Origin of the sequence: Thalassospira xianhensis MCCC 1A02616 (assembly GCF_003326475.1) — a bacterium.
Classification (GTDB): domain Bacteria; phylum Pseudomonadota; class Alphaproteobacteria; order Rhodospirillales; family Thalassospiraceae; genus Thalassospira; species Thalassospira xianhensis.
In genome coordinates this window covers 1-17,750 of record NZ_JPWA01000032.1, presented here as the reverse complement: position 1 = coordinate 17,750, position 17,750 = coordinate 1, and the positions used below count along the sequence as shown (strand labels likewise).

Sequence of the window (17,750 nt, the reverse complement as noted above, 5' to 3'; positions counted from 1 at the left end):
GCGACGGCCTCGACCACAATCCATATCTTAATAGGTGATTATCGCCGCCAGGCGATTCTCCCACTCCCATTCTCACCCCGGCCTGCTTGCAGGCTCGGGGTTTTTTTTATGCTTTTTACGGCGCCATCATTCTTTTTCCTGAAACGATGAAATGCTTTAAAGCAATGACAGAACGTTCCTTTTTCTGCATGCTGCCCCATATGACAGCGATCAGGACTGTCCATCTTACGAGGTAAAGCATATCGATGTCGGCCGATCTCAAGACCCTGCTCAGGCGTGGACTAAGCGCGCATGAAGGCAACCGTCCTGACGAGGCCGAGAAAATTTACCGTCGTGCGCTATCGCTTTCGCCCGGCAACCCCGAAGTCGAACATCTTCTGGCGACTCTTCTGACCGGTCTTGATCGCCACCGCGAAGCACTTGAACTGTTTGATAGCTGCCTGCCGCGGCTTGGTGCCAATCCCGCCGTCCGGTGCAATTTCGCGATTGCGCTGGAACGCGCCGGGCTGATCGAAAAGGCCATTGACGAATTCCGTCAGGCCATCAGCTATCACGGCGATTTCCCCACCGCCCTTTATCACCTCGCACGCCTTGAAATGCCTCGCGGCCATGTCGGGCAGACAGTCGATCTTCTGGGGCGGTTGCTGGGCCTTAAACCCGATCATTACGAAGGCCTTTTGTTATTTGGCGAGGCATTGCACGCATTGGGGCAGGAAGAGGCCGCCCTGACATCGCTTGACCGCGCCGCCGAGGCCGCCGGCATCACCCCCGATATGATTTGTCGTGTCGGCGATGTGTCGCTGCGCCTTGGGTATCCCGGCATGGCGCAAAACCTCTATCAACGCGCGCTTAGCATCGATCCGCGTCATGTCCCTGCCCTGCACGGTTTGGGCCGCGCACTATCGGCACAGGGCGATTATGCCAAGGCGATCGCGATCCTTAAAACCGCCAAGCGCCTTGCCAAGGGCAGGATCGAAATCGATCTTGAAATTGCCGATATCGAATTGCGGTGCGGCGATATCGCAAGCGCGATTGCAGAACTGACTGTGCTTGTGGAAAAACACCCCGCAAATGCCAATGCCCATACCGCCCTTCTTGCCGCCGTTGCCAGACTGCCCGATATCGGCGGGGTCGAATATCTTAAACAGGCCCGTCAGTGGGCGCGCAGCCATATGCCCGCAATGGCCGAACCGAAATTCATCAACAGCAAGCAGGTCGATAAGCGGCTGCGTATCGGCTGGCTGTCACCGCATTTTTGCGAACATGCCTGCTTTGCCCTGCTATCAAGTGTCGCCCGACACCTTAACCGCAACGAGGTCGAACTGTTTCTGTATTCGGCCACCCCGCGCCCGGATCAGACCACCCGTTCATGGCAGGTCATGGCCGATGGCTGGCGCGAAATATATGGCCAAAGCCCGCTTCAGATCACAGAGCGCATCCGCAAGGACCGGGTCGATATCCTGTTTGACCTGACCGGCCCGGTACCGGATCAGCCGATCACGGTATTCGCCCATCGCGCCGCCCCGGTTCAGGCCAGCACCGCCCCAATGACCACAGGCATCAGCCAGATGGACTACATCCTTGTCCATCACCGTGCGATCCCGTCAAGACCGGCCGAAAACAAACTGTTTTGCGAAAATGTACAACATCTGGGATCGGGGCCGTTTGCCTATGCCGGTGCTGATGATGCCGCACCGCTAAGCCTCCTTCCGGCGGCAATTGACGAGGTCGTGACCTTTGGCTGCTTTGACCAATTATCAAACATCAGCGACGCCAGCCTGAACTGCTTTGCACGCGTTTTAAACAAGGTCAAAAACAGTCGCCTTGTCATTCAGGATGATGTTCTAGGCGACGCTTTTGCCAAAAAGACGATGCTGGATCGGCTGCGTCAGGCCGGACTGCACTCGGATCGCGTCAATCTGATTGGCGCGGTCAGTCCCGAAGACAAACCCGATCTTTACGCCCGGATCGATATCGGGCTGGCACCCTTCCCGATGATCGATATCGCGCGCTATTTCGATATGCTGTGGCACGGTATTCCGTTTGTCACGATGGCCGGGGAAACACCGGCATCACGCGCGGGGCTTTGCCTTCTATCCGATATCGGGCTCGATGCACTGGCGGCGGAAACGCAAAAGGGTTACGTCGAAAAGGCCCTCCTTCTGACGCAGGATATCAACGCCCTTACCACTATTCGGGCAGGCATGCGCGACCGTATGAAAAACAGCAAGGCCATGAGCGGCCCAGCCGCCGCCCGCGAGCTTGAAGAAGCCTCCCGGGATATGTGGAAAACCTGGTGCGCGTTATGATGCGCCTAACGCGCCAGCACACCGCGCGCGAATAATTTCGATACCGCCGCCTGCAAATCATCGGCAATAAAGTCGGCCTCTGCCGCCTCGGGCCAGCCTGTTTCCTTTGCGCCGTGCCCGGTCCGCACGATCACCGCATGGGTGCCCGCCGTGCGACCGGCTCGGATATCATTGATGCGATCACCAATCAGGACACTGTCCCCCAGCGAAATCGCAAAATCCTCGGCCGCCGCAAGGATCATGTCGGGGCCCGGTTTGCGGCATGTGCTATCGCGGCGATATCCCTCAATCCCATCCGGGTGATAGGGCGAATAGTAAATCCCCTGCACCGATGCCCCCGCGCGCGCCAGCATCGCAATCATCGCCTCATGAAGATCACGAAGACCCTCTTCGGACAGATAGCCACGCGCCACCGCCGACTGGTTGGTCACGATCACAACCGGAATACCGGCATCGTTAAGCTGCTTGATCGCGCTGGCGGTTCCGGGGATCAGGGCAAGATCCTCAATCTTTGACAGGTAATGCACCTCTTCATTAACCACCCCATCACGATCCAGAAAGACCGCAGGCACAGGATTACGCTGATCGCGCCAGCGCGGTGCGGGGTCAATGAAATGGCGGTGAACGAAATCGTATTTTCTGAGGCTCATGCCTAACCCTGTGTCTTGTGCTTCCGGGCCAATGTCGGGCTAACATGCACCATCCGCATCCGGAATGACAAGTTTTCACGAACCAGATTTGCACCGACTTGTCGCGATGCGGAAAAGCAACTGGTATTACCATTATTCGCTTGCCCCGCGACTATCGGTCATGACAATTTCACCCGGGGGCCATCGGGCCAAGCCATCTGGGGATACTGAATTTCATGTTTGCCGATATCTTTGCCATTCTTGCACCGGTTTTCATAACCACGGGTCTTGGTTATATCTGGGCACGGTCCGGCAGACATTTCGATACGGGACTGGTGACATCCATCGTCACCTATTTTGCCACCCCCTGCCTGACCTTTGCCGCCCTCGCCACGGTTGATCTTGGTGCGGATGCGCTGGTATCGATGGGTACTGCCGCCCTTGCCGCGAACATCATTTTCGTTCTGATCGGCTGGCCGATCCTCAAAATTTTCAAGCTGGCCCCACGGACCTATCTGCAATCGCTGACCTGGCCGAATGTCGGCAATGTCGGCCTGCCGCTTTGCATGCTTGCCTATGGGCAGGATGGTCTGGCCCTGTCAGTTGCATTTTTCGCGGTTTATGTGGTTTTGCAGCTGACCATCGGGGTGGCGTTCGTTTCGGGCAGTTTCTCGCTCAAATCGATCATCAAGATGCCGATCATCCCGGCAACCCTGATTGCAACCGGCTTCCTTGCGACCAATACCGAAGTCCCGGCATGGCTTTACAACACGACCAACCTGATCGGGCAGCTGACCATTCCGTTAATGCTGTTTACATTGGGTGTGTCGCTGGCCCGCCTCCGCCCGGTCAGCCTCGCACGCAGTACCGCACTTAGCATGCTGCGCCTTGTGATGGGCTTTGCGGTTGGCGTCGGCCTTTCCGAAGCCATGGGCCTTACCGGGATCGAACGCGGGGTCGTCATCCTGCAATGTTCGATGCCGGTTGCGGTGTTCTGCTATCTGTTTGCCCAGCTTTACAACCGCGAACCCGAAGAAGTCGCCGGTGTGGTCATCAGCTCCAGCTTCCTTGCCGCCATCGCCCTGCCCGGCCTGCTGTGGTACGTGCTCTAGACCTACCGGACGATCAGGCGATAGCTGCCCTCGCCCGTGCCATCGCGGTAAAACCCGATGGCACATTCATATCGTCCCTTTTTAAGGTCCGGGTCGCCATTTTCCGATGAAAGTTCGCCTATATGCGCTCGGCATTCGGCAACGTCATCAAACCTTGCATCCGAAATACGGATATCGGTTTGTTTCTGCGTGTCGGGATAATAAACCGCCGTCACCTTTTCCCAAGGGGCAGCATCATCCGTCCAGATCAGGTCGGCCACGAAACGGCGTGATCCATCGGCAATCGTGGCAACAACCAGTGCCGTCACCGCGATCAGAAAAAGACGCCGTTTGGTTCGATCCGTCAGTCTGAATGTCATACGCCGTCCCAGCCAAGGTCGTGAAAATCGGTGCCGCGAAATTCGGCATCACAATCAAGATGATATTCGTCAAGTTGCGGCGGCTTTTGCGATGTACCGCTCAGCATGGCATGCACCTGCCCGCGGTGATGGGTCTGATGCACGAAAAGATGCGATAAAACCGCACCGGTCGTTTCATGCGCAATCTGTCCGTTACCGCGATCTAGCGCCACCAAACGGGCGGCATCGGCATCAGACAGATTTTCACAGAATTTCAGCAATGTGCGATCACTCTCTCGCTGGGCATCGGAAAGTGCCGCGATATCGGAAAACGGGTTTTCCTCGACAAAACAGTCTCGCCCGCGCCCACCTGCCACAAGGGCATCGATGTAAAACCAGTCGACAATCAGGATGTGATTAAGCGTCCAAAGGATCGTCGGAAAGAACGATGTGCGTTCGGCGTTCAGTTCGGCATCTGACAGTCTGGAACAGACCGTCAACAATCGATGATTGGACCACGCATTGTTACGTGCCTGATGGAAAAAGGAGGTTCCCGGCATGGCAGATACTCCCTGCATGAAACCCCGTCCCCTTACTCGCCGGTAACGGGGTGGGCATGATTAAGCGGACCATTGCCCTTGCCAAAATCAGGGGCGGTACGGATCGCTTCGCGCACAAAGGCCCGCGCACGTGCCACAGAATCGCTCAGCCCCATGCCCTGCGAAAGCCCAGTCGCAATCGCACTGGCAAGCGAGCATCCCGTACCATGATTGTTTTCCGATGGAATGCGATCCGCCTCGAACCCTTCGATATCGCCATCATGGCGCCAAAGGATGTCGACAATGCGATCCCCATCGGCATGGCCGCCCTTGACCAGCACGGCCTTGGCCCCGAGTTCGCCGATCTTGCGGGCAGCTTCGATCATGTCGCCCTCGGTCAAAATCTTTATCCCCGAAAGCACTTCGGCTTCCGGAATATTCGGCGTCAGGACGGTCGCCAGCGGCACCATGTTTTTGATCAAGGCATCAACCGCATCTTCGTTCAAAAGACGCGAACCGCTTTGCGATACCATCACCGGATCAACAACAATCGGAATATCGCTGGCTTTGGCGCGGATGAACGAGGCCACCGCTTCGATCACCGGAACACTATGCAGCATACCGGTCTTGATCGCATCGGCACCGATATCATCAATCGTGACTTCGGCCTGATGGACGATCAGTTTCGGATCAATGCCCAGAACATCAAAAACACCGGTGGTATTTTGCACCGTCAGCGCCGTGATCGCGGTTGCGGCATATCCGCCCAGAACGGTCACGGATTTGATGTCGGCCTGAATTCCGGCCCCGCCGGAACAGTCAGAACCGGCAATGATCAACACGCGACCTTTCATGATCGACCTCCAAGCACTTCTGATATTCGCTTCAAGATAGGTCTGCTGCCTTAACCCGCAACAGCCATGATTTCGGCAACAATGCCATCAACGATCTGTTCGACCTTGATCGCGTCATCGCCTTCGGCCATCACACGGATCAGCGGTTCGGTCCCCGATTTGCGGATCAGGACGCGACCATCTCCGTTAAAGGCACGCTCGGCACTGGAAATCGCATCAACCACGCTGCTGTGCGACAGCGGATCGGAACCCACCGCATACCGCACGTTTTTAAGGATCTGCGGCAACGGTTCGAACACGCGGCTCATTTCCGAAACCGGGCCATCACGATCTGACAGAACCGCCAGAACCTGAAGGGATGCCAGCAAGCCATCACCGGTCGACGCAAAATCCGACAGCACGATATGGCCGGACTGCTCCCCGCCGACATTGCAATCAAGGGCACGCATCTGTTCCACAACGTAACGATCCCCGACCTTGGTACGGATCAGGCGCAGACCATTGCTTTCAAGGTAACGTTCAAGTCCAAGGTTCGACATCACGGTCGCGACCAACGCGTTCCCGCGCAACTGCCCGGTGCGTTTCCAATGGGTGGTCACAAGGCCCATCAACTGATCGCCATCGATCAGCTGGCCTTTTTCATCGCACATCTGAACGCGGTCGGCGTCACCATCCAAGGCAATCCCGACATCGGCCTTTTCGGCCAATACACGGTCGCACATGGTTTGAGTATGCGTGGAACCACATTCGGCATTGATGTTAAGGCCGTTCGGCTTGGTCCCGATTTCAATGACATCCGCACCCAGTTCGCGCAGGACCTTGGGGGCGACGGAATAAGCCGCGCCATTGGCACAATCCAGAACGATCTTGAGCCCTTCAAGCGTCACCGAAGACGGCAGCGATGATTTGACCGCCTCGATATAGCGTCCCGGCGCATCATCAATGCGCTGCGCACGGCCAAGCTTGTCTGCGGCTACCAGCAACGCCGACATATCGCTATCCATCATGGCTTCAATTTCAAGTTCGACCTCGTCAGACAGTTTGAAACCATCCGGGCCAAAAAGCTTGATGCCGTTATCCTGAAACGGATTGTGGGACGCCGAAATCATCACGCCGATATCGGCACGCATCGATTTGGTCAGCATGGCGACCGCCGGGGTCGGCATCGGCCCGACCAGCATCACATCCATCCCCATGGATGTAAAACCGGCCACCAAAGCCGGTTCAAGCATATAGCCCGACAGACGGGTATCCTTGCCAATCACCACACGATGACGATGATTGCCTCGCGTGAAATAATGGCCTGCGGCCATCCCGACCTTAAGCGCGACTTCGGCTGTCATGGGGGCGGTGTTGGCGGTTCCGCGGATACCGTCGGTCCCGAAATATTTACGGCTCATGCTCGTCTTCTCTGCTTCCATCCCGACACATTGATGCGCGGGTTATTTTTCCTGACTGCCGGTTATATCAAAGTGTCCGCGCAATGCTACCGGCAAGTGACCCATTATAGGAAACATAAGCAACCGATCCGTTAATCGCATCCTTCATACTTCGCTTATAAAAGCCATGACCTTGCTTTTAAAACCCGGTATCTAGGATACGAAGCGTTTGAATATTCCGAAATCGGGGGCATTTTGCGGAAAATCGGTTACCGCAACGGCTGTATGGCTGTGATCATATTACAGGTCATCGTCTTGATGATTTCCATGATCCGCCCTGCCCTTGCCCATCCTGGCAATCATGAACTGGTCATCGGGTCCTATTCCGAAGACGAGGATAATATCGACCTTACCCCGTTGATTGACAGGCTGAAAGCAAACCGGCCGGCCGCCCGTACAGCATCCGAGGTCGCAGGCCTTCCGACAGACGATTTCACCCCGGTTATCGGGTCTGCAGGGGCGGGTTATACGCTTGATACCGTCTGGTACCGCATGCAGATCCATGTCACGCAGGCCGGTGCGGAACCCCTACAATTCAAACGCTATCTGGAAATTTCACCGCCCTATCTGAACCGGATCACGCTGACCATTCTTGATCGCCAGACCCGATTGCCGGTCTGGAACAACATCGTCGGGGACCATATCACCCCGAATGCATCAGAAGCTCGCGGGCGACAGCATCTGAGCACATGGCCAAACCTGTCTGCGGGCAGTTACTGGCTGGTGATTGGCGTTTCCAGCAACAGCGCCCAGCTTTTGAATGCACATATCAAATCCGATACGGTTCTGATTGCCGAAAACGTGCAGGATACGTTCCTGTACGGCCTTTATCTCGGCATTCTTTTGATTGGCTTTATGGTCTATTTCACGCTCGGTTTGCTGATCCGCGACCGGGCAATTATCTGGTACGGTCTTTACATTCTTGCCCTGTTCACCGCGACGGCGGGCATTTCAGGATATGCCCATCTTCTTCTGGCGGGAACATGGCAACGGGCAAGTGACGCGATCACCGGATCGGGTACGGCATTTTCGATTGCGACCAGTGTTATGATGTGGGCCTACATCATTGGACTGGACCGGTTCAAACGCAATGTGTTCCGGGCCCTGGCGATTTATGCCGCGTTTGCCGGTCTATGTGCCCTTACATCGGTCAGTGACATCTATATCTATTTTGCCCGCGGCATGTTCCTGCCGCATATCGGTGTCCTGCTGATCCTCCTTGGATATCTGTTCTATTTCGGCTGGACCAGATCAGATGCCCGAATGCTGCGCGTGTATTTTGTGGCTCTTGGTTTGCCTGCGGTTGCGGCAATCGTGCATCTTTTGATGCTGATGGGCATTGTCCAGGCCAACGTCTTTACCAGCAACTGTTATCAGGTGGCGTCTCTTGCACACTTGCTGTTGCTGGGGATCGCGATGGCCGGACGAACGCATGACCTCGCCAATCAGCGCGTTTCGGCCTATCGCAGCAATACGCGCGCCAACCAGCTCGCTGACGAGCAACGTGAATTCATTACAATGCTGTCCCACGAATTCCGGACACCGCTTGCGATTATCCAGCGCGCGGCGGAAATGGTTGCGCTGCATGTTCAGAACGCCCCCGAAGCTGTCACGAACCGTATCGCGACCATTCGCAGCAATGCCTCGCAACTGTCGGAACTGGTTAATGTGTTCCTGACTAAGGAAACTCTGGACAGCACCAATTTCAGTATTTCGCCCAAACCAACCATTCTGGCCCCGTTCCTGAAGGATCTGGTCAAACGGCGCCAACGCGAAAACCCGGATCATGATGTCGATCTGGGCGAAACCGATTTCACCGTCATCCAGATCGACCGCACCCTGATCGAACGGGCACTTAGCAATCTGATTGAAAACGCCCGGAAATATGCCCCGAATGCCAGTGTCCGTATCGGTTTCACCCATCGAAGCGATGGCAATGTCTATATCCGCGTGACCGACAACGGGCCGGGAATATCCCAGGATGATCTGGCACTGGCCTCGGAAGCATTCTATCGCGGCAATGCATCAGGCAGCACCCATGGCGTCGGGTTGGGCCTGCACATCACCAACCGGATCATCAATGCCCATCGTGGCCGGATGACGATCAGCGTCGGCGAAACCGGCGGCACGACCATTCTGATCCGTTTGCCTTATGACCGCGAACTGACCAACAACAATATCGAAGCCGCAGGAACCGATAATCTTGATCCGCCGGCCATGCCGGTTTCCCGCGAGGGAAATCCGTCATGAACCACCGCAAAACCCTGTCTGGATATTCTGTTTGGCAACACGTCGTGCTGGCGGTCATGACATTACTGTTCGGCATAGCGATCATGTCATCGGCCAGGGCTTCGGATTTTGGCAAACTGACACTTCTGCCCGGCATTTCCAGCCCGGTTAATCTGCATAATCATGTTCTGTCACTTGAAGACAGGACAAATGATCTGACACTTGAAGACATCCTGCAGATGCCCGCCGAAAACTTTGTCCCCAGCCCCGGCATTCCAAGTTTCGGTTATACCGGTGACACCGTCTGGTATTGGTTGGCGCTTTCGGTCCCCGAAGGATTGAACGAACCGCTGCATCTTGAAATTCGCCCAAGCTATATGAACTTCATTGATGTTTATCTGGTCCGACAAGGCACATCGCGGCACGTGTGGCAAAGCCAGATGGGGGATCATATCCCGGCAAGCCAGCGGCCGATGAAAGGCAGTGAACAGGTCGACCGCTTTCCCCCATTGGAAGCAGGTGATTATGTGCTTGCCATCCGAACCAAATCAAACAGCACCCAGTTCCTTATGGCCAAGCTGTGGCCAACTGATCAACTGGTTTCCAGCCTGACCTTGCGCGATGCCGGACTGAGCATCTATTTCGGCGTTATTCTGATGCTGGGGGTGGTTTACATCATTCTGGGAACACTGGCACGTGACCGGGCCATCGCGGCATATGGTTTCTGTGGCCTGTCGATCGGGATCCTCGCATCATCGGCAAGCGGCCTTGCACTGTCGATCATTCAACCCGAATGGCCCTATGCCAATGATCTGATCGTTGGTGGAACCAATACCCTGGCCGCTGCGGCCGCCATTTTCCTGTGGTTCTATATTCTCGATCTGAACAGCCAGAACAATGTCGTGGCAAGGCTCATCAAAATTTATTGCGTGCTTTCAATTGCCTGCATACTGACCGCAACCAATAATTTTTATGCGCTTTATGGTTCCTACATTGTGCCGCTGCATGCCGCACTGCTGACCACATTTTGCATTGTTCTTGCCTACCGGATCATACGCGCGCCGACCGAATGGCTGTTATGGCTTTATTTCGTTGTGCTTGCCCTTCCGACCGGGGCTGCCGTCTTGCTGCAACTGACCCATGCAGGCCTGATCGAAGCCACGCCGCTGCGGCTCGGACTGCATCAGTTCACATTGCTTTTCCATATGTGCGCCATGAGCGTGATCATGGGCTTTCGCCTGTCCCGAATCGAAAAGGAACGCATGGACATGGTCAAAATCGCCGCAGCAACAACCTCGCTTGTCGGTGAACAGCGCAAACTGATTTCCATGCTTTCCCATGAATTCCGCACACCGCTTGCCGTCATTCAAAGATCGTCCGAAATGCTTTCGCTGCGCCTGCGCGAAGCACGAAGCGATGTGACTGACCGCCTGCAGCGCATTCAGGATCAGGCGCGAAAACTATCCCGTCTGGTGGATATTTTCCTCAACAAGGATGGCATCGATGACGGTGACTTTGCCCTGGCCCGCGAACTGGTACCGGTCAATCGCCTGCTGGCCGACTTCGTATCGAACACATCACGCGCCGATGCCGAAATCACGCTTGAATGCATCGGAACCGAACATCTGGAAACCTATGTCGATATCACGCTTGTCGGCCTTGCCATCACCAACCTGATCGAAACCGCACGCCGATATGCCCAAGGCACACCCATTCATGTGACAGCACACCCCAACAGTGACTGGCTTGTGGAAATCGATATCCCCTATCACGGGCAGGATTTGAACAGCGACGAAATCCGCCGCATCAGCGATGCCCTGTTCCGCCGCGAGGTTGAGGCAGCATCCCTGCAAAGCGCACTCGGCCTGCATATTTCGCAACGCATTGTCGATGCGCATGGCGGATCGATTAAAATGCGCGACAAGGGAACAGACGGTGTCGAACTCTGTCTGTTACTGCCCTGTGACGAGATCACCGGATCATTCAACGATTAGGGTCTCAGGCGCTTTCGGGCACACCCACAATAGCGGCAGAGGATGTAAATGCATATCCGCGGCCATAAGCGGTCCGGATCGGCAATTCCTCGCCAACTTCGCGAAGCACCTTCTGGCGGACACGCCGTATTGCCGTATCAAGATTGCGGCAGTTTTCAGCCGTATCGGCCTTGCCCAGTGCCATGACAATTTCCGGACGCGTCAACCACGCACCATTGGCTTCTACCAGCAACCGCACAATCGTGCGCTCGGTCGCCGTCAGGCTCGAAGAATTGCCCTCGGAATTGCTGAGCGTCCAGTTCAGCATATCAAGCGTCCAGCGATCTTCACGGGCCAGCGACTCAAGTTCGGCTTCCGCCTCGTTCTCGCTCCGGCCGACCCGGCGCAGCAGCGGACGCAGGGCCGCCTCGATCACCGAAAGCGGGCTGTCCTTGGTTAGATACACATCCGCACCGGATTTATAGCCCGTAAGATGATGATCCATCCCCGCAAGGGATGTCAGCATCATGATCCCGCAATCAAGATTGGCGCGCGCATATTTGGCCAACTCATAGCCATCGGCATCCGGCAGCATGATATCAAGAATGACCGCCGCCGGTGATTTGGTTGTCAGCGCACGGTAAAACGCTGCACCGGTCTCGCAACCGACAACATCAAAGCCGCACATCTCGAGGTACTCACACAAATCCCGATTAAGATCGGTATTGTCCTCAACCACGAAAACACAAGTCGCCATTGTTTCCTGACCTGCAGCCGTTCCGGACTGCTCAACGCGCAGGTGCGCGCTGTATCCATTCATTCAACTTCGCTTTCAATGTTTGCTCAGAACCAACCATTCGCGCGACCTTCCTGGTCGCATTTAATTTTATCTATAATGGTATGTGGCGATTGGGGAAAATCCGCAAGCCCCAAGCACTATCTGTCAGAAATTGCCAGATTCCCCACACCAGTAAAAAGGCCCGCAGCCCGGGCACCCGAAAGTACACAAAACTGCAGGCCTTTTATAAATCGTCGGTAACAACCGTCAATCTATACATCCATAGATTGACGGTCGAAGAAGCCTATACCAGGGACGTGGCCGTCGTGACGGAAATCGACTGAACCGTCTCGTGGACATCATGCACCCGGATCATCTGAACCCCGTGCCGCCAGCCATTGATCGCCGATGCAATCGACCCGCCAAGACGTTCTTTTGGGGTTGCTGCCGGATCAATCTTGCCGATAAAGGATTTGCGCGATGTCCCCAACAGGATCGGGCAGCCCAGGCCATGGAAAATCGCCAGACGCGATAACAGTTCCAGATTGTGCGACAATGACTTGCCAAAACCAATGCCCGGATCGACACAGATGCGGTCGCGCGCAATCCCCGCCCGTTCACAACTTTCGATGCGGTCCAGCAGATAGTCATACACATCCAGAACCGCACAATCATATTGCGGATTTTCCTGCATGGTGCCCGGTTCGCCCTGCATATGCATCAGGATCACCGGCTTGCCGGATGCGGCGGCAACTTCCATTGACCGCTCATCCCCCTCAAGCCCGGTAACGTCATTGATGATGGCCGCACCGGCCTCAATCGCGGCCTCCATCACGCCCGCATGGCGGGTGTCGATGGAAACGCAATGACCGTCTTCGACCAGGGCACGGATCACCGGAACAACGCGCGCGATCTCGTCCACTTCGGAAACGGTTTCCGCCCCCGGACGGGTCGATTCCCCCCCGATATCAAGGATGGACGCCCCTTGCGCGGCCAGCGCGCGGGCACGTGCAATCGCCTGATCAGTGGTATTGTAATCGCCCCCATCGGAAAAGCTGTCCGGCGTGACATTAACAATGCCCATTACATGGCAGGACGCCATATCAAGCCCGGCAAAATCGGAACGCTTCGTGGTCAGACGGTTCAGGACGTCATTGATTTCATCAACCCGCCCGGAATTCTGGACCCAGCCTTCAAGGGCCAGCAACGGCAGGATCATGCTTTCGGCCCCGCCGCCGTCGCGACGGCGAATGATTTCAAGCGCGGAAAACCCGCGGCGCGATCCGGCAAGCGGTAACGTATTGGGATCATCGGCATGGTCGATGAAACCGGTAGGTGCGTAATATAACGGTCCGTCAAAATCAGCAAAGCCCCGCACATCGGCGGGGCTTCGCAGGACCGATCCTTCGATCTTGTCCATCAGTCTCTTTCAGTTAGCTGCCCGGCTGCGGCTCCGGGGACAAATCCCCGCCACCTTCACCCGGGTTTTCCTTGCGTGCGCCACCGGTGGTCGGAACCGTCGAACGGCGACCGCCGCCCGTGTCCTTGCCACTGCCATTGGAATGGCCCGCACGGTTGATTTCCTCGCCACGCAGAAGCGCATCGATTTCCTTGCCCGACAGGGTTTCGTATTCGAGAAGCCCCTTGGCAAGAACGTGCAGATCGTCAAGATGCTCGGTCAGAACCCGCTTGGCAAAGACATATGCCTCGTCGGAATAACGACGCACTTCCTCGTCAATGAGTTGTGCAGTTTTCTCGGAAACATTCTTGTGCTGGGCAACGCTGTGCCCCAGGAACACTTCTTCCTGATTGTCCACATATTTGACGTTGCCAAGCTTGTCCGAGAAGCCCCATTCGGTCACCATTTTGCGCGCATACTGCGTCACCATATTGATGTCGGAAGACGCACCCGTCGTTACCTTGTCCTTGCCAAAGATGATTTCCTCGGCAACGCGACCACCCATGGCAACCGCAAGGTCGGAAATCAGCTGTTCATAGGATTTGGAAACCTGATCACGTTCCGGCAGGCGCATCACCATACCCAGCGCACGACCGCGCGGAATGATAGTTGCCTTGTGGATCGGATCGGATGCCGGGGTATGCAGCGCGACAAGCGCATGACCACCTTCGTGATAGGCCGTCAGCTTCTTCTCGTCGTCGGTCATGATCATGGAACGGCGTTCCGCCCCCATCATCACCTTGTCCTTGGCATTCTCGAAATCGGCCATGGTGACAACACGCTTGCCAAGACGGGCGGCAAGAAGCGCTGCCTCGTTGACAAGGTTTGCCAGATCCGCGCCCGAGAAGCCCGGCGTACCACGCGCAACAGTGCGCAGATCAACATCCGGCCCCAACGGAACCTTGCGGGCATGAACGCCAAGAATACGTTCACGGCCTTCAAGATCCGGGTTCGGCACAACAACCTGACGGTCAAAACGACCGGGGCGCAGCAATGCCGGGTCCAGAACGTCCGGACGGTTGGTTGCCGCCACAAGGATAACACCCTCGTTGGCTTCGAAACCATCCATCTCGACCAGAAGCTGGTTCAGGGTCTGCTCGCGTTCATCGTTACCGCCGCCAAGACCGGCACCACGATGGCGGCCAACGGCGTCGATTTCATCGATGAAAATGATGCATGGCGCGTTCTTTTTGCCCTGTTCGAACATGTCACGCACACGCGATGCACCGACACCAACAAACATTTCAACGAAGTCGGAACCCGAAATCGTAAAGAACGGCACGTTTGCTTCACCGGCAATCGCACGCGCCAGAAGCGTCTTACCAGTACCCGGAGGCCCGACAAGAAGCATGCCTTTGGGGATTTTACCGCCAAGGCGCTGGAATTTCTGCGGATCGCGCAGGAAGTCGACGACTTCTTCAAGCTCGCCCTTGGCTTCCTCGATCCCGGCCACGTCTTCAAAGGTCACACGACCGGATTTCTCGGTCAGCATCTTGGCCTTTGATTTGCCAAAGCCCATGGCCTTGCCGCCGCCGCCCTGCATCTGACGCATGAAGAAAATCCACACACCGATAATCAGCAGCATCGGGAACCAGCTGATCAGCGCGCTCATAAGCGGCGACAGGCTTTCTTCCGGCTGGGCGATAATACGAACGCCCTTGTCGTTCAGCTTTTCGACGAGGTTCGGATAATCAGGGGTATAAACACTAACGGTCCGGTTATCGCGGGTTTGCGCTGTAAGAGTGTTGCCCTGGATCGTAACTTCTGAAATCTGGCCGCTGTCAACTTCGGCCAGGAAGTCCGAAAACGCCAGCGTTGACTGGCCGCTCCGTCCTGATGGCGACTGAAACAGGTTAAACAAAGCCACCAAAAGGATGGCAATGATAACCCACAGTGCGAGATTTTTTCCCATATTCATTCCAAGCTACTGATCGCAATTTGTGTTCGCCATGACGCGCAATCGCCCTGCGCACGGCCTGACCATCAGATAATGATAAGGTACCTTTACGCAAGTAGGACGTCGGGTTTCGGCGACGATTTAAACCCACTTTCCCACAAAGGTGTCGGGGGTGCAAACCGCCATCGCATTCCGATTGCGTTTTCTGTCCCTATCGGGGCCGTCCGGCAACCGGCGGCGGATAATACGTCGGAAATGCCCGAAACCTCAAGCCCGCCAACGGAATGCAGGACTTCTTTATCATAAAGGGCGGGTATGGATGCAAGGGCGGCGCGCGGCAAACGATCAACAAACGGCGAGATTTTGCCAATGGCGGCCCGAAATGCCCGTGTGTGAAACGCATCACAAGCAGACAGCGGCGCAATCACAAACCGGCCAAAATCAGCATAATCAGCGGTTGCAACCTGCCTGATGCCGTCAAAAAACAGCTCGAAACGATTGTCCCAGCGCTGACCGGCTGGCCCCGTCACCAATGCCGGATTGATGCGAACCGGCGCGATATCCATCCGCCCGACTTCGCGATAAACCAGTAAAATATCGCCGCGGCGGTGCAACACACATCCGCCCAGACTGACGCGCGCGTCTTCCTGCCCCCTCAATTGTAACAAGGCGGCCGCCAACGCATCGAAAGCAGGCATGTAATTTTCACCGCCAATCACCCGGACAATATGTCCAAGGCCATAGCAGGCCGTGGTGTCACCGGTTCCGGCATCCCGCCATTTCAAAAATGCAACCTGGGCAATACCGCAATTCGCGACCTGAACCGTCTCTGCCAGAAGATCACCGATAAGATGTTCAGCCGCCTGACGTTCTTCCGTGCCGCGATCCTGATCTGCCCCCCCTGCATCACCCGCCAAAAACGAACCATGCCGGATGCGAACCCTTTCGAAGCCGGTATTGCGGTTTGACGGGTCTTCGACCCAATCCTGCCGGTATGCTCGCACCGTTGCGATCAGGTTGGCCTTGGCAACAGGCAATAACGGTCGCAACAAGCGCGCATTGCGCAGAAAACGACGGGCGCTCATCCCTGCCCGTCCAATGACACCGCTTTCACGGTTCTGCCGCATCACAAGCGTTTCACGCTGATCATCCCGGTGATGGGCGACCAACAGATGCAGGATACCCAACGCACCCAATTCGCGATCAAGCAATTCATATCGGGCCTTGCGCGCCGCTTCCTGAATGCCGCTTTGTGGTTTTTCACCGTTCCAGCGCAGGATACGATGACCAATCCCGTGTTTTTGAAGCTGCTCCCCGACCCAGATCGCCTCCTGTGCCGCATCCGCACGCAAACCATGATCAACCGTAATGGCGATCAATTCGCCACCGTTTGACTGGCACCATTCATGCGCCAGCAACGCCAGCGCCATGCTGTCCGCACCGCCGGAAACAGCCACGGCAATTTTGGGGCTGTCTTCAAACGGCGCAAACGCGTTCATAAGTCGCGAAAAGACAACGGCGTCCAATGGGGTTCCATCGGACGCCGGATCAGATTTGATCATATCGTTTGATCGATCTGTCATCAGTCTGCTTTTACGAACAGCCGCGTGTTTTGCGTTCCTGGCGGGCGCGGTCAAGCACCACTGCCGACGCGTTCGGGAAATTCGCAATCAGATGGCCAAAAGTCGTGCAGGCATCCTCGTTCTTGCCAAGATTGCCCAACGACATGCCAAGTTTCAGCAGGTTGTCCGCTGCCTTGCTGCTATCGGGATATGTCTGGAAGCCCTCGGTAAAGGCAACAGCCGCCTGATCATACTGTTCGCGAACATAGAATGTCTCGCCAAGCCAGTATTGAGCATTACCGGCCAATGCATTGTCCGGATGGCTTTTGACAAACGCGGCAAGTGCGGTTTCAGCCGCGGCGAAATCCTGGCGGCGCAAAAGATCAAAAGCATAACGATACTGCTCTTCCGGTGTACCGGCCGGAAGTGCTGCGCCACCGGCTGCCGCACTTGCCGTTCGGGCAGGTGCCGCCGAAGATGTATTTGCCGGACCTGACGGAACAGAGGGCGGCGAGCCTTCGTTTTCAATCACGCCAAACAACTGGGTGCCACGATTATCAACACGTTGCCCCGTGCCTGCGGTATTTGGCTGTGCCGTCGAACCGGTTGCATTGTTCACTGCCGCCCCGGCC

14 protein-coding genes are annotated in these 17,750 nt (G+C 56.0%); 4 read left to right on the top strand and 10 right to left on the bottom strand.

Features of this window, described 5'->3' with window-relative positions; all coding sequences use genetic code 11:
- Nucleotides 1-245: 245 nt before the first annotated feature.
- Entirely contained in the window at nucleotides 246-2,309 is a 2,064-nt protein-coding gene (locus tag TH5_RS19945) for a tetratricopeptide repeat protein (protein WP_114123342.1), read from the top strand.
- Nucleotides 2,310-2,314: 5 nt separating this feature from the next.
- On the opposite strand, the gene TH5_RS19940 is transcribed toward TH5_RS19945, so the two are convergent.
- Nucleotides 2,315-2,959: a D-glycero-alpha-D-manno-heptose-1,7-bisphosphate 7-phosphatase gene (locus TH5_RS19940; RefSeq protein WP_114123341.1), complete on the bottom strand. Its 645-nt coding sequence runs from the start codon at nucleotides 2,957-2,959 to the stop codon at nucleotides 2,315-2,317.
- Between the two features lie 215 nt (nucleotides 2,960-3,174).
- Between TH5_RS19940 and TH5_RS19935 the strand changes: the two genes are divergently transcribed.
- Nucleotides 3,175-4,050: an AEC family transporter gene (locus TH5_RS19935; RefSeq protein WP_114123340.1), complete on the top strand. Its 876-nt coding sequence runs from the start codon at nucleotides 3,175-3,177 to the stop codon at nucleotides 4,048-4,050.
- A 2-nt stretch (nucleotides 4,051-4,052) separates the two neighbouring features.
- Here TH5_RS19935 and TH5_RS19930 read toward each other — a convergent pair whose 3' ends face one another.
- The 4 genes from TH5_RS19930 to glmM are packed head-to-tail and all read right to left on the bottom strand — an operon-like array spanning nucleotide 4,053 to nucleotide 7,181.
- Nucleotides 4,053-4,409 (bottom strand): hypothetical protein, encoded by a 357-nt coding sequence (locus TH5_RS19930; protein WP_114123339.1) that lies wholly within the window; start codon nucleotides 4,407-4,409, stop codon nucleotides 4,053-4,055.
- Nucleotides 4,406-4,966 carry a DinB family protein gene (locus tag TH5_RS19925; RefSeq protein WP_244204985.1) on the bottom strand — a complete coding sequence of 187 codons (561 nt, stop codon included), beginning with the start codon at nucleotides 4,964-4,966 and terminating at the stop codon, nucleotides 4,406-4,408. Before TH5_RS19925 ends, TH5_RS19930 begins: the two co-directional genes overlap by 4 nt.
- Nucleotides 4,967-4,980: 14 nt before the next feature.
- On the bottom strand, nucleotides 4,981-5,781 hold the full coding sequence (gene thiD / locus TH5_RS19920; RefSeq protein ID WP_114123337.1) for a bifunctional hydroxymethylpyrimidine kinase/phosphomethylpyrimidine kinase: 801 nt from the start codon (nucleotides 5,779-5,781) through the stop codon (nucleotides 4,981-4,983).
- A 50-nt stretch (nucleotides 5,782-5,831) separates the two neighbouring features.
- On the bottom strand, nucleotides 5,832-7,181 hold the full coding sequence (gene glmM / locus TH5_RS19915; RefSeq protein WP_114123336.1) for a phosphoglucosamine mutase: 1,350 nt from the start codon (nucleotides 7,179-7,181) through the stop codon (nucleotides 5,832-5,834).
- Nucleotides 7,182-7,445: 264 nt separating this feature from the next.
- Between glmM and TH5_RS19910 the strand changes: the two genes are divergently transcribed.
- Nucleotides 7,446-9,470 (top strand): sensor histidine kinase, encoded by a 2,025-nt coding sequence (locus TH5_RS19910; protein ID WP_114123335.1) that lies wholly within the window; start codon nucleotides 7,446-7,448, stop codon nucleotides 9,468-9,470.
- The gene (locus tag TH5_RS19905; protein WP_114123334.1) at nucleotides 9,467-11,443 is read left to right on the top strand and encodes a sensor histidine kinase; all 1,977 of its coding nucleotides are present in this window, start codon (nucleotides 9,467-9,469) and stop codon (nucleotides 11,441-11,443) included. The genes TH5_RS19910 and TH5_RS19905 overlap by 4 nt, the downstream gene beginning before the upstream one ends.
- A gap of 4 nt (nucleotides 11,444-11,447) precedes the next feature.
- Here the strand turns inward: TH5_RS19905 and TH5_RS19900 are convergent, their stop codons facing one another.
- The 5 genes from TH5_RS19900 to ybgF form a co-directional block, all read right to left on the bottom strand.
- Nucleotides 11,448-12,242: a response regulator transcription factor gene (locus TH5_RS19900; protein ID WP_114123333.1), complete on the bottom strand. Its 795-nt coding sequence runs from the start codon at nucleotides 12,240-12,242 to the stop codon at nucleotides 11,448-11,450.
- Nucleotides 12,243-12,504: 262 nt separating this feature from the next.
- Nucleotides 12,505-13,620: a dihydropteroate synthase gene (gene folP / locus TH5_RS19895; RefSeq protein ID WP_114123332.1), complete on the bottom strand. Its 1,116-nt coding sequence runs from the start codon at nucleotides 13,618-13,620 to the stop codon at nucleotides 12,505-12,507.
- A gap of 13 nt (nucleotides 13,621-13,633) precedes the next feature.
- Nucleotides 13,634-15,577 carry an ATP-dependent zinc metalloprotease FtsH gene (gene ftsH, locus TH5_RS19890; protein ID WP_114123331.1) on the bottom strand — a complete coding sequence of 648 codons (1,944 nt, stop codon included), beginning with the start codon at nucleotides 15,575-15,577 and terminating at the stop codon, nucleotides 13,634-13,636.
- An 86-nt stretch (nucleotides 15,578-15,663) separates the two neighbouring features.
- Entirely contained in the window at nucleotides 15,664-17,139 is a 1,476-nt protein-coding gene (gene tilS, locus TH5_RS19885) for a tRNA lysidine(34) synthetase TilS (protein ID WP_114123330.1), read from the bottom strand.
- Between the two features lie 10 nt (nucleotides 17,140-17,149).
- Nucleotides 17,150-17,750: tol-pal system protein YbgF (gene ybgF / locus TH5_RS19880; protein WP_114123329.1), on the bottom strand; the 601-nt coding region annotated here is incomplete at its 5' end.